Raw genomic sequence first — 25,061 nt, forward strand, 5'->3', positions numbered from 1 at the left:
GCTCGGGCTGCAGGATGTGTTACTCCGGCTGACAACATACTCAAGCCAGCGAAATGGGGGAGCCGCATGGCAGAAGCCAAGACGCAGATGACCGATGCCTCGGTCGCCGCTTACCTAGGCGCTATCGAACCGCCCGCCAAGCGCGCCGAGGCAGAGGTGATCGACGCGCTGTTTCGCAAGGTGACCGGGCATGCGCCGCGGATGTGGGGGGCAAGCCTGATCGGCTACGGCGAATATCGCACAACCTATGCCAGCGGGCGCGATGTCCACTGGATGCGCGCAGGCTTCAGCCCGCGCAAGGCCAAGCATTCGCTGTATCTGATGGGCGGGTATTGCGACGATCTGGCAGCTGCTGGCCATGCCGAGGCCATGGCGCGGCTGGGCAAACACTCGGTCGGCAAAAGCTGCCTTTACATCAACAAGCTGGCCGATGTTGATCTGGCGGTGCTGGAGGAAATTATCGCTGCAGATTGGGAAGCGATGCTGCGGATATATCCCGAAAGCTAGATCCCCGCATACCACTGATAACCGGCGAGATCCTCCCAGAAGCCGCCCTTGCCGCTGCCGATATCGTCTAAGCTGGCAACCGCTTCGATCGCGGTGAGATATTTGGCGTGTTTGTAGCCAAGCTGGCGTTCGATCCGCATCCGCAGCGGCGCGCCGTTCTTTTCCGGGATCGGCTCCCCGTTCAGGGCATGGGCGATGATGGTCTGCGGGTGGAAGGCTTCCACCATGTCGATGCTCTCGTAATAGTCACGGCCATAAAGCCGGTCGGCACAGCGAAAGACGATGAAGTTTGCCGTCTCGCGCACTTTGGCGGCGTCCAGCAGGCCGGAAAGCTGCGGCCCTGTCCATTCGCCGATTGCGCTCCATCCTTCCACGCAGTCGTGGCGGGTGATCTGGCTGCGCTGGGGCAGTGCGCGCAGGTCGGCAAGGGTGAAGGCCAGCGGACGTTCGACCAATCCGCCAACGCGCAGAACCCAATCGGGAAAGCCCCTGGCAAGCTGGTCGCGGTATTCCGGGGTGTCCACCGTCAGCGAACCATTGCCCTTGAAGCTGGGTGAGCGGTCTTCGGGCGCATATTCCGGGGCCAACCCCTGCCGCCCGGCCAGCGTGCGGTGCGCGGCGCGGTGCCAACCTTCGGCAGCATCAACCAGCGCCTTGGTCGTCTCGCTGTCATTGATTTTCGCGCAGGCCCCCACGCCAAGCGCGGCGATCCCGGCGAGCAGCGAGCGGCGGGGAATATCGTTCATGCTGTATCCCCTTGCTTGCGCCCGCCTGTCACCATCTCGACAATCCGCCGCCAGTCGATCAAGGCCAGCACGACGTGGATCACGACGAACCCGAAAATGGCCCAGGAGGCGATGAAGTGCAGCGAGCGCGCACTTTGTCTGCCGCCCAGAAGATCGACCACCCACGGCGCGGCGGGTTCGAAACCGGGGCTGATCGCAAGGCCGGTGATCACCATCATCGGCAACAGCACGCCGAACACCATGCCATAGAGTATCCGCTGCACCGGGTTGTACCCCTGCGCGCCGCCAGCACCGCCCGAATGGGCCTTCACCGAAGCCAGCACTGCGCCCGGCGTCCAGTCGCGCTGGGTGGTGGTGAGGTCGCGGCGGAAATGGCCGTTCGCCAGCATCGCGATCCAGATCAACAGCAGGCCCACTGCGAAGGGCCATGCGGCAATGATGTGCCAATCACGCGCCACGGCCAAGTTGTAATGCTGCGGGATCGTGGCCCAACCGGGGAACCGTATCACCTTCAACCATGCATCAGCCGGATCGAAGCCGTAATTGCCCCAATAGAGGTAGCGGTGCGCGTTGGAGATGTTCAGCCCGCTCATGAACAACACGATGATCGCGGCCGCGTTGACCCAGTGCCACAGGCGCGTCGAGAGTGCGTGGCGGATCATGCCGCCCCCGCCGCTGCCGCTTCGCGCGCCAGCCAGATCACATCGCGCGGCTGATCCAGCAGGTGCTGGCCGCTGTCGATGAACAGGGTTTCGCCGCTGCGCAGCGCCGCGCTGGCAAGAAACAGCGCCGCATCGGCGATCTCGCTCGCCCCTGTTTTGCGGCCCAGCAGGTTCATGCGGTGGGAAATATCGGTTTCCTCTTCGCGCTGGTCATGGCTGGCAAGGATCGCGCCGGGAGCAAGGCCATAGACCCGCGCACCGGCACAGGCATCGGCCTTGGCCATCATTCCGATAGTGGCGGCCAGCGCGTGCTTTGACATGGTGTAGCTGAAGAAATCGGGGTTGGTGTTGGCGGTCTTCATGTCGGTGACATTGATCACGCTGCGCACGCCCGTGCTTTGCGCGTGTGCGAGAAAGGCCTGCGCAAGGCGGGCAGGGGCAAGGGCATTGATCTGCATCGCCTGCCGGTTCGTTGCCGGGTTCAGCGCGGTTACACCGTCATAATCGAAGACCGAGGCCGAATTGACGAGACAGCGCCAATCGCCAAGCCTGTCTGCCAGTGCCGTTATTGCGGCCACCGCCGCATCATCGTCGGCGAGATCGAACGCAATCGCTTCGGCAGAAGGCAAGGCAGCCGCCAGCGTTTCTGCCTGCGTTGCCGAGCTGCGGTAATGGATGACCACATGCCAGCCTGCCGCAGCAAAGCGGCGCGTGATCGCAGCGCCAATACGGGTCGCCCCGCCTGTGACCAGCACGGCGGGGCGATTCATGGATGCAGTGGTGTGATTGCGGGCATGAATGCACCGCTATCAGGACGGGCCGCAGGCTTCAATCGGGGAGGGAGGTTGCGGCCCGCCCGTCCCGTCATTCCATCAGCGACAGCGCAGTTCTCCGCGATCAATCTCGCGGCCCAGCAGACCGCCGCCGATTGCGCCAAGCAAGGTTCCGGCTGACCGGTCACCGCGGGTATCAATGGTGCGGCCAAGCAATGCGCCAACACCCGCGCCGATCACCAGACCAGTCGTGCCATTATCGCGGCGGCAATAATAACGGTCACCGTCGCGCCAGATCCGATCATTGCGCGACAGGCGGCGCGGATCGGCATAGCGACCACGGCTGTCGTAAAGGCGCTGCTGATCCTTGGCGCGCTTGCCCCATGCCTTGGCATGTGGCGGCGGATCGGCCTGCGCCGGGGCAGCCATCGGCAAGGTCATGGCACCCGCAGCGATGATGAGTGCAATCTTCTTCATGGCAGTTCCTTTCGGCCTGTCTTCAATCGGAAGGCATAAAGGTGTCCGGGGGCGCAACTGTTCCACTATTGGCGGAACACGTCGCGCCCCCGGCACGGATCAGCGGCAGCGTGCACCGCCCCGGTCAATTTCGCGACCAAGCAGGCCGCCACCGATTGCGCCGAGCAGGGTGCCGGCACTGCGGTCACCGCGGGTATCCACTGCACGACCGGCCAGTGCGCCGCCGATTGCGCCGATCACAAGGCCGGTGGTGCCGTCATTGCGCTTGCAGCGATAGCGTCCGTCATTGCCGCGCCACACGCGGTCATTGCGACCAAGGCGGCGTTCGTCGCGCCAGCGGCGGTCGTCGCGATAGCGGCGATCGCGGCGGTCATCGCGCCAGCGACGGTCACGGTCATAGCCTGCGACGTCGATCACCGGCGCCGAAGTGTGATTGAAGCCGGCAAATGCTGTGGCGCCGATGGGCGCAGTGTTTGCGGGCAGTTCGGCAGCCTGGGCCGGGACCGCCAGAGCAGCCAGCGAACCGGTGGCGGCGATGAGAGCAAAAAGTTTCATGGTCGTATCCCTTTCTTCAGGGCTCCCCGATGGAGCACGACCCTTTTCGTTCAGGTTACCGGAACGCTGGATGAACGGCGCGATCAGGAAACAGCAGGGTTGGATGAACCGGCCTTGGCGCGCGATAGGCTGTTCTTAACCCTGTTTCAGGGCCGCTTTTTCTCGTAATTTGGGCGCGAGCGCAGCCAGATTGGCGAGTTCGGTATATTCTGCCGGTGTGCCTTTGCCCGCGATCAGTGCGGCAAATACCTGCGCCACGCTCCACTCGGCAGCGCCGATGCTGATTCGTTCAAGCGAATCGCCGGCGGCAACCTCGCCATTGTCGATCACGCGGAAATACCAGCCACAGCGCCCCGTCCGGATGATTGCGGCCACCATGCCTTTCGCACCGAAGCGGTGTTCAATCTTCCAGCACGGCTGGCGCGGCTGGCTGACCTCGATCAGCGCCGCTCCCAGCCGGAAGCGGTCGCCGATGTGCACGTGCTCCTCGGTCAGGCCGCTCACAGCAAGGTTCGATCCGAAACCGCCGGGCTCATCCAGCGCGGGATGATCGCCGATTGTTGCGCGCCAGAAGGCGTGATGATCGAGCGGGTAGAGGTGCAGCGCCATTTCCGGCCCGCCATGCACACGGCGGTCGGCCTGCTCATCGGGAGCGAGCCCGTCGCGCAGCACCTGCATCGTGCCTTCGCGCGGGCGTTTGGTGATGGCGCTCAATTCGGCACCGTTGAACGGGCGGGCGGTGCCGGTGCAGACGGCTTCGACAGTCCAGATGCTCATGGCTTTCTCACGGTAAGATCGATCCAGTCGCGCTGCGTGCCATCGCTGGCCTTTCCGGCGTATATATGCCGGGCTTCGATGACAAATCCGGCAGCTTGGTAAGCGGCGATCAGCCATTCGGGCGTGGGGAAGTTGTGCAAGCGCCCCAGCAGGTCGCGTCCCTCGGCCTCGCCCAGCTTGAAGCTGGCGAAATGCCAGCCGCCGGGCACCAGAGCGCGGTGAATGCGGGCGAGGGCATCGGGCAGGGCACCGCGCGGGCAATGCAGCAGGCAGGCATGCGCCCAGACCCCGGCATACGCGCCGTCGGCTTCAAGTTCGTGGAACGCCATTACGCGCGCGCCGAGTGCGAATGCCTGATTGGCGCGGGTGACGAGCGCGGGGGTGGCATCGGTGGCATCCACGGCAAAGCCGCGCTGGCGGATGTGCGCCGCATCGCGTCCACCGCCGCAGCCGAGTTCCAGCACCGCCGCGCCCGCTGGCAGGCGGTCAAGAAATGCATCAAGCTGGTGGCTGTGCGCTTCGCCCGAATGGAAAACCCAGTGCGGCGCGCGTTCCTGATAGAACGCGATCGTCGCCGGATCGGTGCTCACGCGTCGGCTACTGCCGCTGCTGCCTCGCGATCACGCTGGGCGCGGGACTTCTTCTCAGCGGCGGTTTTCAGCTGGCCGCAAGCCGCATCGATATCGCGCCCACGGGGCGTGCGCACCGGCGCGCTGATCCCGCCCTGAAACACGATTTCGGAAAAAGCGCGGATGCGGGCGGGGGGCGAACATTCGTAACCGCTCCCGGTCCACGGATTGAACGGGATCAGGTTGACCTTTGCGGGCAGATCATACTGGCGCAGCAGGCGGACAAGTTCGCGCGCATCATCGTCGCTGTCGTTCTTGTCCTTGATCATCACATATTCGAAGGTGATGCGGCGGGCATTGCTGGCACCGGGGTAATCAGCGCAGGCCTGCAACAGGTCTTCGATGCCGTATTTCTTGTTGAGCGGCACCAGCTCGTCGCGCACTTCCTTGCGCACGCCGTGCAGGGACACCGCGAGGTTTACGCCGATTTCCTCGCCGCAGCGTTCCATCATTGGGATGACGCCGCTGGTGGACAGGGTAATGCGGCGTTTCGACAGGGCGAGACCATCGCCATCCATGACCAGCTTCAATGCATCGCGCACGTGATCGAAGTTATACAGCGGCTCGCCCATGCCCATCATCACGATGTTGGTCAGCAGGCGGCCATCGGCGGTGTAGTGGCCGGCCTCGTCATCCTCGTCGATCACATCGGCATCGCTGATCATGGTGCCCTTGGGCCATTCGCCCAGCGCATCGCGTGCCAGCATCACCTGCCCGACGATTTCGCCCGGCGTCAGGTTGCGCACCAGCTTCATCGTGCCGGTGTGGCAGAAGGTGCAGTTCAAGGTGCAGCCAACCTGCGAGGAGACACACAGCGTGCCGCGGGTTTCATCGGGGATGAACACCATCTCGAAATCGTGGCCATCGGCGGTTCGCAGCAGCCATTTGCGGGTGCCATCGGTGCTGTGCTGCGCCTCGACAATCTCGGGACGGCCGATCACGAACCGCTCGGCCAGCCACGGGCGCATCGGCTTGGCGATATCTGTCATCGCTTCGAAATCTGTCACGCCGCGGTGGTAGAGCCAGTGGAACACCTGTTTGGCGCGCAGCTTGGCGGCTTTGTCGTCCAGACCGGCCTCTGCAAACAGTTCGCGGATGCGCGGGCGCGGCAGACCGATCAGGTCAACGCGGCCATCATCACGCGGCGTGATGTCGCGCGAGGCGGGAACCGGGTCAACGAGGCCCGGAATGGACATGAGTGCAGTATCGGCCATGAGGGCTGCGCATATAGTCGCACGCAGGCGGTTTGACCAGTCAGCGTCGTCCTGCACACGCCACGGTTGCCGCATCCATCGCCGTGGCGGCGCCGGCCAGGGCGTAGCGATCGGTAAAAGTGCCGCCCTTGGCGCTGCTGGCTGAAACGCTCATCCGGCTGGCACCGCGCAGCGCGGCGATGATTGCAGCATCATCACGCACGTCTTTCGCCCATGCATTGCGCCCCTTGGCAACAAGAGTGAAGCGCTTACCACCCACCGCCAGCCGCACCGCCGCTTTCTCCGCAACTTCGCGCGAAAGCACCAGATGCAGCGCCCCGCGCACCTTCCTGTCCGGCCAGTTGGAAACCGTGGCATAGGCGGGCGCAGCAGGCTTGCCTTGCGCCTTGGCAATCGCATAGCAGCGCGCCGGGCTGGCATCTTTGAACGCGGCCCAACCATCATAAACACCCAGACTATCGCGCGCCGCCAGAGGCGCTGAAAGAGTGATGGCTGCAAGGGCGAACAGCCTAATCATAGGCGATTGCCACCACTTCCCATTCGCGGGTGCCAGAAGGCAGGGCCACCACCCGCACATCGCCCACGCTCGCCCCGCGCAAGGCGCGCGCCATGGGGGAATTCCAGCCGATCCTGCCAGCACTGGCATCCTGTTCGTCATCGCCCACCAGCGTTACGGTTTGCGCGTTGTCATCCTCGTCCGCGATGGTCACTGCCGCGCCGAAGAACACGCGGCCGCGATCATGCTGGGCAGCCGGGTCGACCACCCGCAGCGCCTTCATCCGCTTGATCAGATGCGCCAGCTCGCGGTCGATCTCGCGCATTTTCTTGCGGCCATACAGGTAATCGCCGTTTTCGCTGCGATCACCATTGCCCGCCGCCCAGCTGACGATTTCGACAATCGCCGGACGTTCGGTGCCGAGCAGGAGGTCATAGCGCGCCTTCAGCGCAGCCATCCCCGCTGGCGTAATCGGTGCCCCCTGAACCTTCTGCACGATCAGCGCAGGAAAGCATCAACCGGGCGCGGCAGGCCCGCTTCGGAGGGGTACATGTGCGAATAGGTCACCGCGTTGCCGATCACCCGCATGATATAATAGCGGGTTTCGAAATTGGCCGGGATCTTCTCGACCCAGGTGATCCAGTCGATTTCACCCCGGCGCGGGTCGCCGTTCAGCCTCAGCCACTGGTTCACGCGGCCCGGCCCGGCATTGTAAGCGCCAACCGCGAGCGGATAGGCCCCGCCGTAATAGCTCATCATCCGGGCGAAATAGGCATCGCCCAGCTGGATGTTGTAATGTGGCGTCGCAGTAAGATCGGCGGCCATGTAATTCATGCCGAGCTTACCCGCCTGTTCGCGGGCAGTGCCGGGCATCAACTGCATCACCCCGCGCGCGCCGGCGTGGGACACCCGGTTGCGATCGAATTCGCTTTCCTGACGGCTGATGGCGTGCACCATCGTCCAGTCATTGACGAAAGACGGCGTGGTGACGGTGGGAAAGCCGATCCGTTCCAGCCCCGAAAGCCCGTTTTCGCCTGCCTTCATGCCGAGCACCACGGCCAGCTCGTCCATGCCCACTTCGCGCGCCAGCATGCCGGCCATCAGCATTTCCTGCGGGCTGGCGGCTTCGTCGCCCAACGCTTCGAAAAAGCGGCGCTCGGTCCGCCAGTCGCGGCGGCCCGTGGCCAGCGCGCGGATCGCCTTGACCAGCGGGCGGGCTTCGAACTCGGCGCGCTCGCTCGCATCCATGGCGGGCTGCGGCAGGCCGGCAAAGGCAGGCATCGGCTGGCCAAGCGCCGAAAGGGCAAGCTGGCCGTAGTAATAATCGGGCCAGCGCGCTGCCATGTCGAAATAGGCGCGCGCGGCAGCTTCGTTGCCGGATTGGCGCGCGGCGCGGCCTGCCCAGAAATAACCCTTGGCCTTGGTCAGCGGGGTCTTGGCTGCATCACCGTAACGCTGGAACAGCGGCGCGGCGGCATTGCCGTCACCCAGATCCCACAGGGCCTTGGTGCCCGCCAGCCACATCAGATCGGTGTAGCGATCGCGCAGGGTGAAGCTGGTGGCCGAAACATCGGTGCCCGGCGCGAACAGATCATCGGTGCGGCTGGCAAGGCGCACCGCATCACGGGTAGGTGCGGACTTGGCCACAGCCAGGAGATCACCCACAAAAGCTTCGGGATCGAGTGCAGGGCGCACGAAATCGGGGCGCGATGCAAATACGCGAGCCGCTTCGCCGGTCTGGCCGCTGGTGCGCAGATGCTTGACCAGATTGAAGACGTAACCGGGATCGCTTTGTGCCGTTGCTGGTACAGCAAGCCCGGCGCTTTCAGGCCGTGCGCCGCGTAACAGTGAAAGGCGGGCGATTGCTACCGGCCGGTCCTGCTCAAGCAGGTTGACCACCTGCCGTGATGCCGCATCGGCCTTGCCCTGCCACAGCAGCGCATCCATCCGCACAGCGTGGTCTTCGGGCGTGAACTGCGCGCCGTAAATGCCGGAAAGATAAAGCTCGACCGGATCGGCCATCGCACCGCCGCGCCACGCCTTGCGCGCCTCGGCCAAAGCTTCGGGACGCTGCATCGCAGCCAGCGCCAATGCGTAACGCGCTCGGCCCGGATTGGTCAGCGGCGGTTGGGAATCGAAATAGCGCAGCACTTCGGCTTGCGAAGGTGCCTCATTTTCCAGCGCTGCCTCGGCCCGCTGACGCAGGATATCGATCCGCGGATAGCTGGGGTAGGCGAGCACGAATCCGGCATAATCGGCAAAGCTGTGCGTGGTGCTGGCTTGCAGCACTTCCCAGCGGGCGATGGCGGCACTGACCGACGATGGCTGGCGCGCGACGAGGTTGTCGCCCGCAGGCGCACCATAGGCTTGCGCCAGCAACGGGCTTGCGCCTGCCATCAAAGCCGCAAGGCCGACACCAGCACAAATTCGGGAGAATCTCAGAGTATTACGGTCCATGCTGGACATAATGCCAATCGGCTCCTTATCAGGTGGTGAACGAAGAGAGGTGCAGTGGGCCGCGATACGCATCGCGATGCTGCTGCTACCTACAGGTTTTGGCAGGAAAATGGCAATGTTCAGCGGTTCGATACCCGCTCTGGTGACTCCTTTTCGCGGCGGGACGTTTGACGAGGCGGCCTTCCGGCGGCTGGTCGACTGGCAGATCGACAACGGCAGCGCTGCGCTGGTGCCATGCGGGACGACGGGGGAGGCCTCGACGCTCTCCAACGCCGAGCATCACCGCGTCATCGAAGTCTGTATCGAACAGGCAGCAGGGCGCGTACCGGTGATTGCGGGCTGCGGTTCCAACGACACCCGCAACGCGCAGTTGCACATGAACTTTGCCCGCAAGGCAGGCGCGGCGGCAGGCCTATGCGTTGCGCCTTATTATAACCGCCCCAGTCAGGCCGGGTTGATCGCGCATTTCAGCTATCTTGCGGAAAACTGCGAACTGCCGATCGTGCTCTACAATGTGCCAGCGCGCACCGTGACCGATATTCTCGATGATACGGTGGTGGAACTGGTGCGCAAATATCCCGAACGGATCATCGCCATCAAGGATGCGAGCGGCGATCTTTCGCGGGTCGCGGATCACCGCATGGGTATTGGGCGCGAATTCTGCCAGCTTTCGGGCAATGACGAGCTGTGGTTGCCCCACGCGGCGGCGGGCGGGCGCGGATGCATTTCGGTAACGGCCAATGTCGCGCCCAAGTTGTGTGCCGAGTTTCACGAAGCGATTGCCGCCAACGAACTCAAGAAGGCGCGGGAATTGAACGACCGCCTGTTCCCGCTGCATTACGCGATGTTCTCGGACGCCAGCCCGGCGCCGGTGAAATATGCGCTGAGCCGCGTGCACGACTGGATCGAGCCTGAAGTGCGTCTGCCGCTGGTCGAAGCTTCCGAAGAGGCGAGGAAGGCCGTGGACGAGGCGCTGGTGCTGGCCGGGGTGCTTTAAACCACCTCGTCTTCGTCCAGCAGCCGTTCTGCCGGGCCTTGCGGTTCGCTTGCCAGTATCGCTTCGGTGATGCTTTCGATCCGCGCGCCGATCCGTTCGGGGTGGTCGAGTTCGGCGATGTGGAACAAGGCATCGCCCTGATGCACCACGGGCAGGGTGGCATGGCCGATGATGATGCCATCGACCGGGCTGCACATCGGCTGCGCATCCTCGCCAAACAATCCGCTGACCCGGCCCAGCACATCGCCTTTCCTGACCGGAGCGCCGGATTCGCGCTCCATCTGCACCACGCCCCCGCGCGGCGCCCTGACCCAGACCGAGTGATTGGCCCGCGCCGGAATGCCCACCGCGCCAAGGCCGTCATCTTCCTCGATCATCCCGAGATGGGCGAGCACGCGGTGCACGCCTGCCACCCCGGTTTCGATCGACAGCCTGTCAAACCGCAGCGCCTCTCCCGCTTCAAACAACAGCATGTCGACGCCGTTTTTCCGGGCGAGGTCGCGCAACGATCCTTCGCGCAGGGGACTTTCGATGATCACCGGCGCGCCAAAAGCCATCGCCAGTTCGACCAGCCGGGCATTGCCTGCCGCAATGCGAACCTGCGGCAGGTTGTAACGGTGGATCGCGGCAGAATGCATGTCGATGCCGAGTTCGCAGCGTTCCACCACTTCGCGGTAGAAGATATTGGCGATCTGCCCGGCCAGCGATCCGCCCGCGCTGCCGGGAAAGCTACGGTTCAGATCACGCCGGTCTGGCAAATAGCGTGAGCGGTTGAGAAAACCGAAGATATTGGCAACCGGCACCAGCAGCACCGTGCCCGCCATCTGCGCCGGATCGAGCGTTTGCGCCAGCCGCTGTATCACCGCGGTGCCGACAATCTCGTCCCCGTGGATTGCACCGCTGACGAACACTGCCGGGCCGGGGCGCGCACCGTGCAGCACCCGCACCGCCAGCGACGATGCCGTTCCGGTCGCCATGGTGGTGATCGGAAAGGCGACATCCCCCGCAGTGCCGGGGCTGATGTCAATTCCGCCGATCGTGAAGGCTTCGCTTGTCGCCATCCGGTTGCATTCCCCCTTGCCTCTCTGCCGAGGACTACGCGGGCATAGGCCAAAGCGCAAAGCGCGCGTTTGTTTTGCCCCTCGCTTTTTATCGGTCGCGCGCCTACATCGCGCGTCCCATGGCACGCCCCAAACCCGTTACCTTCGACAAGCTCAAGATCGTCGCCGAAAACCGCCGCGCGCGGTTCGATTACTATATCGAGGACACCTTCGAAGCCGGACTGGCCTTGCAGGGCACCGAGGTGAAAGCCTTGAGGGCGGGCGAGGCGAGCATTGCCGAAAGCTATGCCGAGGTGAAGGACGGGCAGGTCTGGCTGATCAATGCCAACATCCCCGAATACAGCCACGGCAACCGCCTGAACCACGAGCCGCGCCGCCCGCGCAAACTGCTGCTGCACGAACGCGAGATCGAGAAGTTCGTCGGCGCGGTGGAGCGCAAAGGCATGACGCTGGTGCCGCTGATGGTTTACTTCAACCGCACCGGACGCGCGAAGGTGGAACTGGCGCTGGCCAAGGGCAAGCAGAACCATGACAAGCGCGCCACGATCAAGGATCGTGACTGGAAGCGCGACAAGGCGCGCCTGATGCGCGACCGCGGCTGAAAAAATTCTGCGAAGGGTGCGATTCATGCCTTGGTCAGCACTGCCGCGCTACCCATATGCACGTGACCATGCTGGCTGATCCGACCTTCTGCAATAATGCGCTTCCGGGCTTTGCATTGGCGCCGACAGTTTTGGTGCGCGCATGACCACGCCAATCCCCGATCCCGCGCCCCGCCGTGCCACAGGCTGGCGATCAAAGACCTGGGCGATGGATCTTATCCGCAAACACACACCCACGCGCGAAGGCATGGCGAAGAACAAGTATCTCGCCCCGATTGCGCACCGTTTCCTGTCACCGGAATTGTGGCGTTTCACCCGCCGCTCGGTGCCGCGCGGCGTGGCGCTGGGGCTGTTTGCGGCCTTTATCATCCCGCTGGGCCAGGTGTTCCTTGCCGCGTTTCTCGCCCTGCCGTCGCGCGCCAATGTGCCGCTGGCGGCGCTGGTTACGTTTGTCACCAACCCGTTTACCCTGCCGTTCTGGCTGGTGATTGCCAACAAGGTCGGCAATTTCACGCTGCGGCTGGATGCGGCTGGCCCCGCGCTTGCCCACGCCCGGATGGAATCGACCACATGGGCGCTGGTAGTCGATTTCTTTCAGATGGCCGGCGTCACCATTGTTGGCTTTGGTGTGCTGGCGGCGGTCGCTCCGATGGTGGGTTATTTCGTTTCTGTCTGGGTCTGGCGCGCCGTAGTGTCCCGCAGGCGAGCCAGACGGTTGAAGACCATGGAAGCGCGTCTCGACCAGCGGCTCGGCTCGCAGTAGGAGAGGCTCCGGGTCAGCCGCGCGCATTGGCGCGGGCGGCAGGCCGAACGAGTTACAGGAGCCTCCCGCTTGTCCCGCCACAACGGCACCCGTTCTGATCGCGCTGCCTATGCCCCCACCGCAACCGGCACTGCAACCGTTGCCGAAACCGGCGCGGGTATCCAGCCAACATGGCTGCTGCCCGGCCTTGGGGCTGCGCTGCTGCTGAGCGCGGCAGTGCTTTATGTCGCCACCGCCAGCTGGCTGGTTGCATTGGCCTTTCTTCTGGGAGCAGGGGTGCTGCTGGGCGGCGTAGTGGTGCTTGACCGGATGCGCAGCGAGCCTTTGGCAGAAGCGCAAAGCGCGCCCGACTGGACAGTCACAGTCGCCGCGATCGAGCGCGAGGGCGAGGCGATCGCGATTACAGATCGCGCCAATCGCATGGTGTGCGCCAACAGCCTGTTCGTCGAACATTTCGGCGTCGGCGCGGCGCCGCCCGCGCTGCCATTTGCGCGCGAGGCGGTGGAAGCGGTGACATTGCTGGCGCGCATTGCGTGGCGCGATGGTGCGTCCGCGCTCGACAAGGTCGAAGGGCAGGACGAATCCGAATGGCAGATTTCCGCGCAGCGGGCCGGGCGGGGCGAAGATCACCTGATCTGGCGGTTGCGCCCGATTGTTCGCGCACGCGGCACCGATCTTGGCGCGCTCGATCTGGCCGGGCCGTTCGGCAAGATGCTGAGCCGGGCCGGGATCGAAACCGCGATAACCCGTGCCGATGGCGTGATCCGCGCCGTCAGCGCCGGCTTTGCCGAGCGCGCCGCAGGGGACGAACGCGCCACGCTGATGGGGCAGGATTTCGTCAGCTTCCTGCGCTCTGACGAACGCGACCGGATATTCTTCGCCCGCGAAGGGCGCGGCGGAACGCCGCAGACGCTGGTGGATATTCCGCTGGTCGATCCCGAAACGCAAAGCGCGCCCGCCGGGCCTGACGAGGCGACATCGCTGATGCTGCTGATCGATAGCGGCGTGGGCATCGGTTCGGGCTGGGACGGGGCATCACACGCGGGTGTCGCGCAGCTTGATGCCTTGCTGGCGCAATTGCCGTTGGGCCTTGCGATGACCGATCGTGACGGACGCTTCCTGTTCGGCAACGAAGCCTTCCTTCGTTCGGTCGGGCGCGAAGGGCGGGGGCTGCCAGCCTTCCCGACCGATCTGGTAACGCGCGAAGACAAGGCGGCGCTGTCCGATGCGGTGCGCCGCCACGGGCGTGGGCCTTCGACCAGCGGCGATGTGGCGGTGCGGCTGGTCAATTCGCCTGAGGAACCCGTGTCGCTCGGCCTTGCTGGCGTGCGCGGGCTGGGCGAGGCGGCGGTGCTGCTGAGCCTTGCGGATTCGTCTCAGGAAAACCAGTTGCGGCGGCAGGTGGCGCAGGCGACCAAAATGCAGGCCGTGGGGCAACTGGCAGGCGGAGTCGCGCATGATTTCAACAACGTGCTGACCGCCATCATCGGCACCTGCGATCTGATGCTGTTGCGCCACATTCCGGGTGACAGCGACTATGATGATATCCAGCAGATCCGCGCCAATTCCAACCGCGCCGCTGCGCTGACGCGGCAATTGCTCGCCTTCTCGCGTCAGCAGACCCTGCGGCCGGAAGTGATCCAGCTGCCTGACGTCGTCAGCGAGGTCAGCCCGCTGATCAAGCGGCTGCTGGGCGAAAAGATCACCTATTACGTGCAGCATGATCGCAATCTTGGCGCGGTGCGGGCCGATCCGCAGCAGATGGAACAGGTGATCATGAACCTGGCAGTCAATGCCCGCGATGCGATCCAGTCGCGCGGAAACGGGATGGGGCGGATTTCACTCTACACGCGAACGTTGCAGGCCAGGCAGGTGATCCAGCTTGGCTCGGAAGTGCTGCCTGCCGCCGATTACACTGTGCTGATCGTGCAGGACACCGGCGGGGGCATTGCGCCGCACGTGCTGCCCAAGCTGTTCGAACCGTTCTTCACCACCAAGGAACAGGGCAAGGGCACAGGGCTTGGCTTGTCGACCGCCTACGGGATCGTCAAGCAATCAGGCGGGTTCATCTTCGCCGACAACGTCACCGATAAGACCGGCCACCCCACCGGCGCGCGGTTCACTGTCTATTTCCCCGTCCACCGCGGCGAAGCACCCAAGAAACGCGAAGCCGCACCGCTGGTATCGTCCGACTGGTCGGCTGGCGGCAAGCTGCTGCTGGTCGAGGATGAGGACATGGTGCGCATCGTCGCAGAACGCGCACTGGCCCGCGCTGGCTATGAAGTGACCGCCTGCGCCAATGGCGAAGAGGGGCTGGCCGCGATTCTCGAAGGCAGCACGCAGTTCGATATTGTCGTCAGCGATGTGGTGATGCCGGGGATGGATGGCCCTGCAATGGTGCGCGCGATCCGTGCAAAACTGCCGAACATGCCGGTGCTGTTCATGTCGGGCTATGCCGAGGAACAGCTGCGCCGCGACATCGACATTCCCGACATGCACTTCATCGCCAAGCCCTTCAGCGTCGCGTCGATCGGCGACAAGGTCGGTGCGGTGCTGCAACAGGCGCGTGCAGACGAGAGGGCCTGACACGGCGCGGGAAAACTGCCTGACAGCGCCTCGTTCACCTTGGATAAATTGCGCAGATCGCTCATAAACCCCTCCTGAGGCAGGAGGGACGATATGATCAATCGCAAAGCTGTGTGTGCAAGCGGGATTTCGGCAGCAGCGCTGGCGGCTGTGGGGCTGGCAGCGGCGGCAACAGCGCAGTCGCTCCCCGATCCTGACGCCACGGCTCAGGGCGATGTCTCGCTCACCATCTACAACGGCGGCACCACGCTGGTGCAGGACGTGCGGCAGTTGAACATCGCAGGCGGCGTCAGCCGGGTCGAGTTCCCCGATGTCTCGGCCAGCATCCGGCCCGAAACGCTCAGCTTCGCCGCCGCCGATACCACGATCATCGAACAGAACTTCGATTTCGATCTGCTCACCCCCACCAAGCTGATGGAAAAGGCGATCGGGCAAACCGTGACCCTGCTGCGTACCAACCCCGCCACCGGCACCGAAACCCGCGAGCGCGCCAAAGTGCTCTCGACCGCAGGCGGCGTGGTGATCCAGATCGGCGACCGGATCGAAGTGCTGCGCGACGATGGCCTGCCCGTGCGCGTGATCTTCGACCGCGTGCCGCCCAACCTGCGCGCCCGGCCCACGCTCTCGGTCAATCTCGACTCCGCCCGCGCCGGCACGCGCCCCGTTTCGCTGCGCTATCTCACCGGCGGCCTGGGGTGGAGCGCCGATTATGTCGCGCTTTACAACGAGGCTGCGAACACCATCGATATGCAGGGCTGGGTTACGCTGACCAACAACACCGGCACCACATTCCACCGTGCCGACACCGTGCTGGTCGCCGGGAACCCGAACAGCGGGGGCGGGCGCAGCTTCGGCAGCCGCGGCATGACCCGCGCCGGAACCGAGGCGGCCGCGCGCGAACGGCTCGGCGATTTCTACCTCTACCCGATCACGGCCCGCACCACCGTTGCCAATGCGCAGACCAAGCAGGTGAGCTTCCTTGATGTGCAGGCCGTGCCCGCGCGCAAGGTCTATTCCATCTCCGTCGGCTGGGAACAGAACGACGAAGACCCGCGCAACGTGCAAAGCCGCATCGCCTTTTCCTCGTCAAGGAACCAGGGGCTGGGCGATGCACTGCCCGCTGGCACCGTGCGCTTTTACCAGCGCGACCGCGAAGGCACCCCGCAATTCATCGGCGAAAACGGCATCGGCCACACCCCGATGGGCAGCGAATTGTCGCTGGTAACGGGCGACGCCTTCGACATCACGGTAAAGGCCGAGGTGGAAAAGCGCGAAACCATTACCGGCGCCGAGTGGGAAAAGAGCGCGCGTTACCGCGTATTCGAAGGTGGCAGGTTGGTGCAGGAGGTGCAGGCCGAACGGCCCAAGACCTTCTATCGCACCACCATGCGTTACACCCTCACCAACGCCAAGGCAGAGCCCGTCGCGGTCGAAGTGACGCAGAACGGCCTGTCCCGAAGCTGGTGGGGCAATGATACCCGCGTCACCTTTGAAGATATTACAGGCGAACAGATGAACGCCGACCGGCGGCGCTACACCGTCCCCGTCCCTGCCGAGGGCGAGCGGGTGATCCGCGTCACCTACGAAACGCGGTATTGAGGGCGCGGGCGATGCGCCTCGCCGTGACATGTATGCTGGCTCTGGCGGCAGGCATCGCTGTGCCTGTCGCTGCACGCGAGGTGGTCGATGCCTCGCCACCGACCGATCTTTCGGTTTCGATCTACCGCGATCCCGACCGCGATGTAGACGCGCCGCTGAACCGCAATTACCCGCAAGGCTTCGCGATGATCAGCGAAACCCGCCGGGTGACGCTGCCCAAGGGCGAATCCACCATCCGTTTCGAAGGCGTGGCCGAGGGGATGGTGGGCGTGTCCGCCATTGTCACCGGCCTTCCCGGCGGCACGATCGAGAAAAACCGCAACGCCCAGCTGCTGTCGCCCGCAGCGCTGGTGGACGGGACGCTGGGTAACCGGGTGACGATCACTCGCACCAATCCCGCCACGGGCGAGACACGCAGCGAACAGGCGGTTGTGCGCACGCGGGCTGATGGCGGGCTGGTGCTGCAAACCGGGCAGGGGTTCGAAGCGGTGCGCTGTGCGGGCCTCCCCGAAAAGCTCACCTTCGATCGCGTGCCCGCCGGACTGTCTGCCGCGCCGGTCTATTCGGTCGATACCCGTTCGGACGCGGGCGGCAGTTACGATGTGACGCTGACCTACCTTGCCTGGGGCTTTGACTGGCAGGCCAATTATGTCGGCACCATGCTGGACAATGTTGATGGCGGGGGTGATGCCGGGGGCGATGGCGAAGGCTTCACCATGCGGCTGCTCAGCTGGCTGACGCTGTTGAACGATAACGGCCAGAGCTTTGACAAGGCCAGGCTCCAGATCATTGCGGGCAGGCTCAATGTCGAAAGCGATTTCCAAAGTCTGGCCGATCCGCCCACAGCCGATCCGCTGCGGCTGACCTGCTATCCGTTCGGCAGCACGGCGGCAGGATCGCCGGTGCCCGATTACGGCCCCGTGCCGCCCCCGCCGCCGCCTCCACCTGCGATGGCCTATGCGCCGATGGAGGCCGAGATGATCACCGTCACTGCATCGCGCATGCGGATGGAAGATGTGGGCGAATCCGCCGCAGTCATCACCGCTGACGAGGAAAATCTCGGTGATCTCAAGCTGTTCCGCGTACCGGGCCGCGTCGATGTTTCGGCCAAGGGGATGAAGCAGGTTGCCTTCCTCAACAAGGACGCGGTGAAGGCACGGTTCCTCTATCAGGCGGCTTGCGATCCCTATGCGTGGATCGGCGATGGTGACGAACCGCAACCTGCCAGCGTCCTGCTGGTAACCAAGAACGAAACCGCCAAAGGCCTCGGTATCGCACTGCCCCAGGGGCAGATGACGCTGTATGAGCCGACGCAGCGAGGCCCGCAGCTGGCAGGACAGGTGTCTTTGCGCGATTATGCGCGCGGGCAGGATATCGAGCTGGAACTCAATGACAGTGCGCAGGTGTTCACCCGCTGCGCCGCGACCAGTGACAATGCTGATCCCGATGATGGGCGCAAGTGGATGAACATGCGCGCCGAGCTCACCAACGCCAATCCGCACGCGATCACGCTGCGCCTGCAACTGGGCAGGGGCGGGGAATATGACATCCGCTTTCCGCGCCACAAGGTGGTGGTGAAGAACGGCTACCAGACCGTCGAGCTGACGGTGCCAGCCAGCCAGAGCCGCACATTCGATTGGAAGCTGCGTAACGCAGTGGCTGATTGACCGACGCGGTGCACGCGTAGGAATTATTTTCGTTCCCTACTTGTTCCATGAGAACAAACGCGATACATGGGCTCCACGGGGCGGCGGAAAACTGCTTGCCACCTCTGGTCAATCGAAGGAGCGCATGCGATGGCTACCCAATTGAAATTGGTGGAAGAGGACAAAAAAGCCGTGGATCGTCAAAAGGCTCTCGAAGCCGCGCTTGCGCAGATTGACCGTGCGTTCGGCAAGGGTTCGGCAATGAAGCTGGGCTCGAAGGAAACGATGCAGGTCGAATCGATTTCGACCGGGTCGCTGGGCTTGGACATTGCGCTCGGCATTGGCGGCCTGCCGCGTGGCCGCGTGATCGAAGTTTACGGGCCGGAAAGCTCGGGCAAGACCACGCTGGCGCTGCATGTTATCGCTGAAGCCCAGAAGATGGGCGGCACTGCTGCGTTTGTTGACGCCGAACACGCGCTCGATCCGGTCTATGCCAAGAAGCTGGGCGTGGATATCGACGAACTGATCGTCTCCCAGCCCGATACCGGCGAACAGGCATTGGAAATCGTCGATACGCTGGTGCGTTCCAACGCGATTGATGTGCTGGTGGTCGATTCGGTTGCGGCCCTGGTGCCGCGCGCTGAAATCGAAGGCGAAATGGGCGATTCGCACGTGGGCCTTCAGGCCCGCTTGATGAGCCAGTCCTTGCGCAAGCTGACCGGCTCGATCAGCCGCTCGCGCTGCATGGTGATCTTCATCAACCAGCTGCGCATGAAAATCGGTGTGATGTACGGCAACCCCGAAACCACCACCGGCGGCAATGCGCTGAAATTCTATGCGAGCGTCAGGCTCGACATCCGCCGCACCGGCCAGATCAAGGATCGTGACGAAATCACCGGCAACGCAACCCGCGTGAAGGTGGTCAAGAACAAGGTCGCCCCGCCGTTCAAGCAGGTGGAATTCGATATCATGTACGGTGAAGGCATCTCCAAGATCGGCGAGATCATCGATCTCGGCGTGAAGGCGGGCCTCGTTGAAAAGTCGGGCAGCTGGTTCTCCTACGACAGCATCCGTATCGGGCAGGGGCGTGAAAACGCAAAAACCTACCTCAAGGAGCACCCTGAAGTTTGCGACCGGTTGGAAGCTGCGATCCGCAGCCGCACTGACAAGGTCGCCGAGGAGATGATGGTGGGGCCGGACGCGGACTCTGACGACTGATCCTCAAGCGGGCATGAACAGGGGCGCACAGCGCGCTCCGGCCGGGTAACCGGCCAGCCCGGAAAACCGGAACGCCGGCGCAGGCTTTTTCAAAGGCCCGCGTCGGCTTTTCGTTTGAGAACGGCAGGGATTGGCTCGGTTGGAGTTTCAGGCTTGGCCAGACCCCATCTAGACCCCCGCTAGACCCCTCCAGGTGTCGCTTAGACCCCCCTAGGCCCCTGCTTGACTCCCTCCAGATTGCCGAATCCGGTGCAATCCGGTGCCCGGATGTGGCACGCTTGCAACGCCGTCGGTCGCCCCGATTGCGCGGTGGATTGCCTTAGCCCCGCGCAATGCCTAACTGCACGACCATGACCTCCACGAACGACATCCGCCGCTCCTTCCTCGACTATTTCAGTAGGAATGGTCACGCCGCCACGCCTTCGGCGCCGCTCGTGCCCTACAATGATCCGACGCTGATGTTCGTCAACGCCGGAATGGTGCCGTTCAAAAACGTGTTCACCGGGCTCGAAACCCCGCCAAGCCCGCGCGCCGCATCGTCGCAAAAATGCGTCCGCGCCGGCGGCAAGCACAATGATCTCGACAATGTCGGCTACACAGCCCGCCACCATACCTTCTTCGAAATGCTGGGGAATTTCTCCTTCGGCGACTATTTCAAGGAGGAGGCAATCACCCATGCCTGGACATTGCTGACCAACGAATGGGGCCTGCCCAAGGACAAGCTTACTGTCACGGTCTACCACACCGATGACGAGGCGCATTCACTGTGGAAGCGCGTTGCGGGCCTGCCCGACGATCGCATTATCCGTATCAGTACAAACGATAATTTCTGGTCGATGGGCGATACCGGCCCCTGCGGCCCCTGTTCCGAAATCTTCTATGATCATGGCGATCACATTTTTGGCGGCCCTCCGGGAAGCCCGGATGAAGACGGCGACCGGTTCGTCGAAATCTGGAACCTGGTGTTCATGCAGTATGAGCAGCAGGCAGACGGCAGCCGTCGTGACCTGCCCAAGCCCTCGATCGACACCGGCATGGGTATCGAACGCGTCGCCGCAGTGCTGCAGGGCGTTCACGACAATTACGATACCGATACCTTCAAGGCATTGATTTCGGCTTCGGAATCGCTCACCGGCGTTGCCGCGCAAGGCGATCAGGCCGCCAGCCACCGCGTGATCGCCGATCACTTGCGCTCCACAAGCTTCCTGATGGCTGACGGGGTTCTGCCATCGAACGAAGGCCGCGGTTATGTGCTGCGCCGGATCATGCGCCGTGCCATGCGTCATGCCCACCTGCTGGGCGCAAGCGAGCCATTGATGCACCGCCTGGTTCCCGCTCTCGTCACTGAAATGGGTCAGGCCTATCCCGAGCTTTCCCGAGGGCAGGCGCTGATCGAGGAAGTGCTTGAACGCGAGGAAACGCAGTTCCGCCGTACGCTCGACAAAGGGCTGAAATTGCTGGACGAAGCGACCGGTGATCTTGCCAGCGGCAGCGAGCTCGACGGTGAGATCGCCTTCCGCCTCTACGACACTTTCGGCTTTCCCTATGATCTCACCGAAGACGCCTTGCGCGCCCGCGGCATCGGGGTCGACAAGGACGGCTTCGACGCTGCGATGGCCCGCCAGAAAGCCGCCGCTCGCGCTGCATGGAAGGGCAGCGGCGATGCAGCCTCGGGCGAAGCCTGGTTCGACATCGCCGAACGCGAAGGCGCCAGCGAATTCACCGGCTATGCTGCGACCAGCGGTGAGGGCCGGGTGGTCGCCATCATCAAGGGTGGCGCAGAGGTGCAAAGCGCCGCAGCGGGCGATGAGGTGGCGATCCTCACCAATCAAACCCCGTTCTACGGCGAAAGCGGCGGCCAGACCGGAGATGCTGGCTCCATGGCGAGCCTCGCGGGCCTCAAGGCAACTGTAACGGACACATCGAAGCCGCTTGGCCGCCTCCATGCGCATCAGGTGCGGATCGAGGAAGGCGCAGTTGCCGTGGGCGACAATGTCCAGCTTGATGTCGATGTTGACCGGCGCGACCGGATCCGGGCCAACCACTCCGCGACGCACCTTGTCCACGCCGCGCTGCGAGGCCGGCTTGGCGGGCATGTTACGCAGAAGGGCAGCATGGTCGCTGAAGACCGTTTGCGGTTCGATTTCTCGCATCCGGTCGCGCTGACACCCGAAGATATTGCGGCGATCGAAGCCGAAGTGAACGCCGAAATCCGTGCTAACGAACAGGTCTCGACCCGGTTGATGACGCCGGACGATGCGGTCGAAGCTGGCGCGTTGGCGCTGTTCGGCGAAAAATATGGCGACGAAGTGCGTGTGCTGGCGATGGGACGTGCGGGTGAAGGCGGGCGCACCTATTCGGTCGAATTGTGCGGCGGCACCCATGTCCGCGCCACGGGTGATATCGGCGTGTTCCGGATTATCTCCGAGAGCGCCGTATCCTCCGGCGTACGCCGGATCGAAGCAATGACCGGAGAAGGCGCGCGCCAGTGGCTCGTTTCCCGCGAGGAAGCGCTCAAGGCTGCCGCAAGCGTGATCCGCGCAACGCCTGAGGAAGTCCCTGCGCGCCTTGCCGCACTTCTCGACGATCGCAAGCGGCTGGAGAAGGAACTGGCCGAAGCCAGGAAGGCGATGGCGCTGGGCGGCGGCGGTTCTGGCGGCGCGTCTGCGATTGCGGACGAAATCGTCGCGGACGTCACCTTCAGCGGTCAGGTACTGGAAGGGCTTGACCCGAAGGAACTGCGTCCGCTGCTCGATGCGGCCAAGCAGCGGATGGGCTCTGGCGTAGCGGCCGTGATTGCAGTCAATGACGGGAAGGCCAGCATCGCGGCTGCGGTCACGGATGATCTGACAGCACGCTTCAGCGCGGTCGATCTGGTGCGCGCAGGCGTTGAAGCACTGGGCGGCAAGGGCGGCGGCGGCCGGCCCGATATGGCGCAGGGCGGCGGGCCGGACGGGGCCAAGGCGGCTGACGCTCTGACCGCAGTGAAAGCGGTGATGGCAGCGCAATGACCGCCGCCAGCGCGAAGACGCGGATCGGCCTGTCGGTGCTTGCTGCGTTCGCAGCGGCAGCGTGTCAGGCGCAGACCGGTTCGGTCAACCGCCCCGCGCCGCCTCAAGGCATATACAGCAATGTCTTTGTGTCGGAGCAAACGGGCGATCTCGGGGGTTTTGAAGTCCGCTTCTACGAAGAAGCGGGCAAGCAGATGGCCGAGTTTGTCTTGTGCGAAGGTTGGTGCAACCGCACTTATGTCGCCGAAGTTACGGCAGAGGGAATGCTTTCCGCTTCTCTCACATCGAGGAACGCTATCTTCACGGCGAAGATGGTGTGACGCAGATCGATGGGCCGCTGGTCGAATATCGCGTTCAGTGGTCTGGTGCGGGCTTGGCCTACAGTTTGACCTATGATGGCGAGCCGGTTGATGTTGATCCCGCGGCATCGCTGCTAGAACCGCTGGAGCAGCCGTTCGGCCTGGCGGTTGCACGAGACGAGGAATGACGCGGCTGCATTAAGCGCCGGTCGCCAAATTCGACGTTCGCAGCATCGGCTTTTCGCTCAGGCCTCCCTCGCGCTCCAGCTGTTCGCGATATTCGTCGCGCTTGGCGTGGATCGAAGCGATCACCGGGCCCATCGCCACGCCGATATCGACCAGCACCGCTTCGGATAGCTGGAGCGAGCTTTCCAGCGTCTCCGGCACCGCATGGCTTGCCCCGGCCCGGTACATCGCGGCCGCGTGATCGGTATCCCGTGCACGGGCGACGATCAGCAGATCGGGATATGCATCGCGCAGCTTGGAAACAAGGCGCTGGGCCAACACAGGTTCGTCCATTGTCAGCACAACCGCAGGGGCGGTTTCCACACTCAGTTTCACCAGCGCATCGCCCCGCGCGGCATCGCCGAAGGTGGCGTTGTAACCGTCACGTTTGGCATTGGCGATGAGATCGGGGTTGGTATCGATCATCACATAGGGCTTGGCGTGCGTGTGCATCATGTCGGCAATCAGCCGTCCCACGCGGCCGCCACCCACGATGATTGTCCGGGGGGCGTCGCTGTCGCTGATGGCGGTGTGTTCAGCCACGCCATCAACCTGCCGGGCCAGCACCCGACCCAGTTTTGCCAGCAACGGGGTGACGGTAAGGCCGATGGCGGTGACGGTTTGCCAGAATTGCGCCGTTTCGAGGTCGACCACCAGTGCGCTGGTGGCTGCGGCCAGTACGATCAGCGTCGTTTCGCTGGGGGAGGCCATCAGCACCCCGGTTTCCGCCGCAGTGCCGCGCCGCGCACCCATCAACCGTAGAAGGATGCCGGTGACCAATGCCTTGAATACCAGCACACCCACCACGGCCATGGCAATCGTGCCGATCTGTGTCCCGATATCGAACAGGTTGATGCTCATTCCGATGGTGATCAGGAACACGCCGAGGGCAAGTCCCTTGAACGGCTCCATAATGAGTTCAACTTCGGTGTGATATTCGGTCTCGGCAATCAGCAGGCCTGCGATCAGCGCGCCGACGATGGGCGAGAGGCCGACGAGTGCGGTCGCAAGGCTTGAGCCGATGACCACCAACAGCGATGCGGCCAGAAACAGCTCGGGACTTTTTGTGCGCGCCGCCTGTGCGAACAACCGGGGCAGGGCGACGCGCCCGACCACCAACAGCACTGCGATCACCAGTCCGCCCTGCCACAACGTTTCGATCAGTCCTTCCCAGCCTTCTCCCTGCGCATTGGGGGCAAGCGCGCCGAGGATGAAGATGATCGGGACAATCATGATGTCTTCGAACAATAACATCGAAAGCGCCGCTCGCCCCACCGGGGTGCGGGTGCCGGAAATCGGCAACACGATCGCTGTGGAGGAGAACGCGAGCGCGAAACCCAGCGCCAGCGCGGCAGTCCAGTCGAGCAGTCCAGCAAATCCGAGAAAGGCAGCAAGCGAGGAGCCGATGATCAGCAATTCCAGCGCGCCCAGGCCGAACACCAGCTTGCGCATCTGCCACAGGCGGTTGAACGAAAGCTCCAGCCCGATAGCGAACAGCAGCAGCACGATGCCGAAATCGGCAAACGGGGTCAGCGCTTCCGGGTTGGTTATCGTTATGTGTTCCAGCCATGGTATTCGGGGCACCAGCGATCCCAGCCCGAAAGGGCCAACCAGCACGCCGATCAGGATGAACCCGATGATCGGGGTGACGCGAAACCGTGCGAACACCGGAATCACGATTCCTGCCGCGCCAAGAATTACCAGCGCGTCAGACAGGAATGGAGTAATGGTCAGTTCGCCAGCCACACCAAACGCCTAGCG

Annotated in this window: 24 protein-coding genes; 11 read left to right on the forward strand and 13 right to left on the reverse strand. The window is 63.7% G+C overall.

What is annotated here, in order from left to right:
• Nucleotides 1–66 precede the first annotated feature (66 nt).
• Nucleotides 67–507: a DUF1801 domain-containing protein gene (locus IP79_RS05140; protein WP_054118203.1), complete on the forward strand. Its 441-nt coding sequence runs from the start codon at nt 67–69 to the stop codon at nt 505–507.
• On the opposite strand, the gene IP79_RS05145 is transcribed toward IP79_RS05140, so the two are convergent.
• The 11 genes from IP79_RS05145 to IP79_RS05195 all read right to left on the reverse strand — a co-directional run bounded on the left by IP79_RS05145 (nt 504) and on the right by IP79_RS05195 (nt 9,233).
• Nucleotides 504–1,253: a molybdopterin-dependent oxidoreductase gene (locus IP79_RS05145; protein ID WP_054118204.1), complete on the reverse strand. Its 750-nt coding sequence runs from the start codon at nt 1,251–1,253 to the stop codon at nt 504–506. The genes IP79_RS05140 and IP79_RS05145 overlap by 4 nt on opposite strands.
• Nucleotides 1,250–1,915: a cytochrome b/b6 domain-containing protein gene (locus tag IP79_RS05150; protein WP_054118205.1), complete on the reverse strand. Its 666-nt coding sequence runs from the start codon at nt 1,913–1,915 to the stop codon at nt 1,250–1,252. Before IP79_RS05150 ends, IP79_RS05145 begins: the two co-directional genes overlap by 4 nt.
• Complete coding sequence (locus IP79_RS05155; RefSeq protein ID WP_054118206.1) at nt 1,912–2,685, reverse strand: SDR family oxidoreductase; 774 nt, start codon at nt 2,683–2,685, stop codon at nt 1,912–1,914. The genes IP79_RS05150 and IP79_RS05155 overlap by 4 nt, the downstream gene beginning before the upstream one ends.
• A 102-nt stretch (nt 2,686–2,787) precedes the next feature.
• On the reverse strand, nt 2,788–3,165 hold the full coding sequence (locus tag IP79_RS05160) for a glycine zipper 2TM domain-containing protein (protein ID WP_054118207.1): 378 nt from the start codon (nt 3,163–3,165) through the stop codon (nt 2,788–2,790).
• A 99-nt stretch (nt 3,166–3,264) separates the two neighbouring features.
• Nucleotides 3,265–3,720 carry a glycine zipper 2TM domain-containing protein gene (locus tag IP79_RS05165; RefSeq protein WP_054118208.1) on the reverse strand — a complete coding sequence of 152 codons (456 nt, stop codon included), beginning with the start codon at nt 3,718–3,720 and terminating at the stop codon, nt 3,265–3,267.
• Between the two features lie 135 nt (nt 3,721–3,855).
• Entirely contained in the window at nt 3,856–4,497 is a 642-nt protein-coding gene (locus tag IP79_RS05170; RefSeq protein ID WP_054118209.1) for an MOSC domain-containing protein, read from the reverse strand.
• The gene (locus IP79_RS05175; protein WP_054118210.1) at nt 4,494–5,087 is read right to left on the reverse strand and encodes a class I SAM-dependent methyltransferase; all 594 of its coding nucleotides are present in this window, start codon (nt 5,085–5,087) and stop codon (nt 4,494–4,496) included. The genes IP79_RS05170 and IP79_RS05175 overlap by 4 nt, the downstream gene beginning before the upstream one ends.
• On the reverse strand, nt 5,084–6,340 hold the full coding sequence (gene rlmN, locus IP79_RS05180; protein ID WP_054118211.1) for a 23S rRNA (adenine(2503)-C(2))-methyltransferase RlmN: 1,257 nt from the start codon (nt 6,338–6,340) through the stop codon (nt 5,084–5,086). The genes IP79_RS05175 and rlmN overlap by 4 nt, the downstream gene beginning before the upstream one ends.
• Nucleotides 6,341–6,380: 40 nt before the next feature.
• Entirely contained in the window at nt 6,381–6,857 is a 477-nt protein-coding gene (locus IP79_RS05185; protein ID WP_054118212.1) for an invasion associated locus B family protein, read from the reverse strand.
• On the reverse strand, nt 6,850–7,332 hold the full coding sequence (gene greB / locus IP79_RS05190) for a transcription elongation factor GreB (RefSeq protein WP_082337026.1): 483 nt from the start codon (nt 7,330–7,332) through the stop codon (nt 6,850–6,852). The genes IP79_RS05185 and greB overlap by 8 nt, the downstream gene beginning before the upstream one ends.
• A gap of 2 nt (nt 7,333–7,334) precedes the next feature.
• Nucleotides 7,335–9,233, reverse strand: a complete 1,899-nt coding sequence (locus IP79_RS05195) for a lytic transglycosylase domain-containing protein (RefSeq protein WP_054118214.1) — start codon at nt 9,231–9,233, stop codon at nt 7,335–7,337.
• Between the two features lie 175 nt (nt 9,234–9,408).
• On the opposite strand from IP79_RS05195, the gene dapA reads away from it, so the two are divergent.
• Nucleotides 9,409–10,290, forward strand: coding sequence for a 4-hydroxy-tetrahydrodipicolinate synthase (gene dapA, locus IP79_RS05200; protein ID WP_054118215.1), 882 nt, complete (start codon nt 9,409–9,411; stop codon nt 10,288–10,290).
• Here dapA and IP79_RS05205 read toward each other — a convergent pair.
• Nucleotides 10,287–11,351: a succinylglutamate desuccinylase/aspartoacylase family protein gene (locus IP79_RS05205; RefSeq protein ID WP_054118216.1), complete on the reverse strand. Its 1,065-nt coding sequence runs from the start codon at nt 11,349–11,351 to the stop codon at nt 10,287–10,289. The two genes, dapA and IP79_RS05205, sit on opposite strands and share 4 nt — an antisense overlap.
• A 119-nt stretch (nt 11,352–11,470) precedes the next feature.
• Here IP79_RS05205 and smpB point away from each other — a divergent pair, with 119 nt between their 5' ends.
• The 9 genes from smpB (at nt 11,471) to IP79_RS15420 (ending at nt 23,263) form a co-directional block, all read left to right on the forward strand.
• The gene (smpB, locus tag IP79_RS05210; protein ID WP_054118217.1) at nt 11,471–11,953 is read left to right on the forward strand and encodes an SsrA-binding protein SmpB; all 483 of its coding nucleotides are present in this window, start codon (nt 11,471–11,473) and stop codon (nt 11,951–11,953) included.
• 208 nt (nt 11,954–12,161) lie between these two features.
• The gene (locus tag IP79_RS05215; RefSeq protein WP_054118269.1) at nt 12,162–12,716 is read left to right on the forward strand and encodes a DUF2062 domain-containing protein; all 555 of its coding nucleotides are present in this window, start codon (nt 12,162–12,164) and stop codon (nt 12,714–12,716) included.
• Between the two features lie 159 nt (nt 12,717–12,875).
• On the forward strand, nt 12,876–15,302 hold the full coding sequence (locus tag IP79_RS05220) for a response regulator (RefSeq protein WP_054118270.1): 2,427 nt from the start codon (nt 12,876–12,878) through the stop codon (nt 15,300–15,302).
• A gap of 93 nt (nt 15,303–15,395) precedes the next feature.
• Nucleotides 15,396–16,901: a DUF4139 domain-containing protein gene (locus tag IP79_RS05225; RefSeq protein ID WP_054118218.1), complete on the forward strand. Its 1,506-nt coding sequence runs from the start codon at nt 15,396–15,398 to the stop codon at nt 16,899–16,901.
• 11 nt (nt 16,902–16,912) lie between these two features.
• A complete protein-coding gene (locus IP79_RS05230) occupies nt 16,913–18,568 on the forward strand; it encodes a DUF4139 domain-containing protein (protein ID WP_197273743.1) in 1,656 nt (551 codons plus the stop codon).
• Between the two features lie 129 nt (nt 18,569–18,697).
• The gene (gene recA, locus IP79_RS05235) at nt 18,698–19,765 is read left to right on the forward strand and encodes a recombinase RecA (protein ID WP_054118220.1); all 1,068 of its coding nucleotides are present in this window, start codon (nt 18,698–18,700) and stop codon (nt 19,763–19,765) included.
• A 350-nt stretch (nt 19,766–20,115) separates the two neighbouring features.
• Complete coding sequence (alaS, locus tag IP79_RS05240; protein ID WP_054118221.1) at nt 20,116–22,776, forward strand: alanine--tRNA ligase; 2,661 nt, start codon at nt 20,116–20,118, stop codon at nt 22,774–22,776.
• On the forward strand, nt 22,773–23,096 hold the full coding sequence (locus IP79_RS05245) for a hypothetical protein (RefSeq protein ID WP_054118222.1): 324 nt from the start codon (nt 22,773–22,775) through the stop codon (nt 23,094–23,096). The genes alaS and IP79_RS05245 overlap by 4 nt, the downstream gene beginning before the upstream one ends.
• A complete protein-coding gene (locus IP79_RS15420) occupies nt 23,093–23,263 on the forward strand; it encodes a hypothetical protein (RefSeq protein ID WP_156318122.1) in 171 nt (56 codons plus the stop codon). The genes IP79_RS05245 and IP79_RS15420 overlap by 4 nt, the downstream gene beginning before the upstream one ends.
• 10 nt (nt 23,264–23,273) lie before the next feature.
• Here IP79_RS15420 and IP79_RS05250 read toward each other — a convergent pair whose 3' ends face one another.
• Entirely contained in the window at nt 23,274–25,046 is a 1,773-nt protein-coding gene (locus IP79_RS05250; RefSeq protein ID WP_054118223.1) for a cation:proton antiporter, read from the reverse strand.
• Between the last annotated feature and the right edge of the window lie 15 nt (nt 25,047–25,061).

It is taken from the genome of Porphyrobacter sp. AAP60, from assembly GCF_001296025.1.
Lineage (GTDB): Bacteria > Pseudomonadota > Alphaproteobacteria > Sphingomonadales > Sphingomonadaceae > Erythrobacter.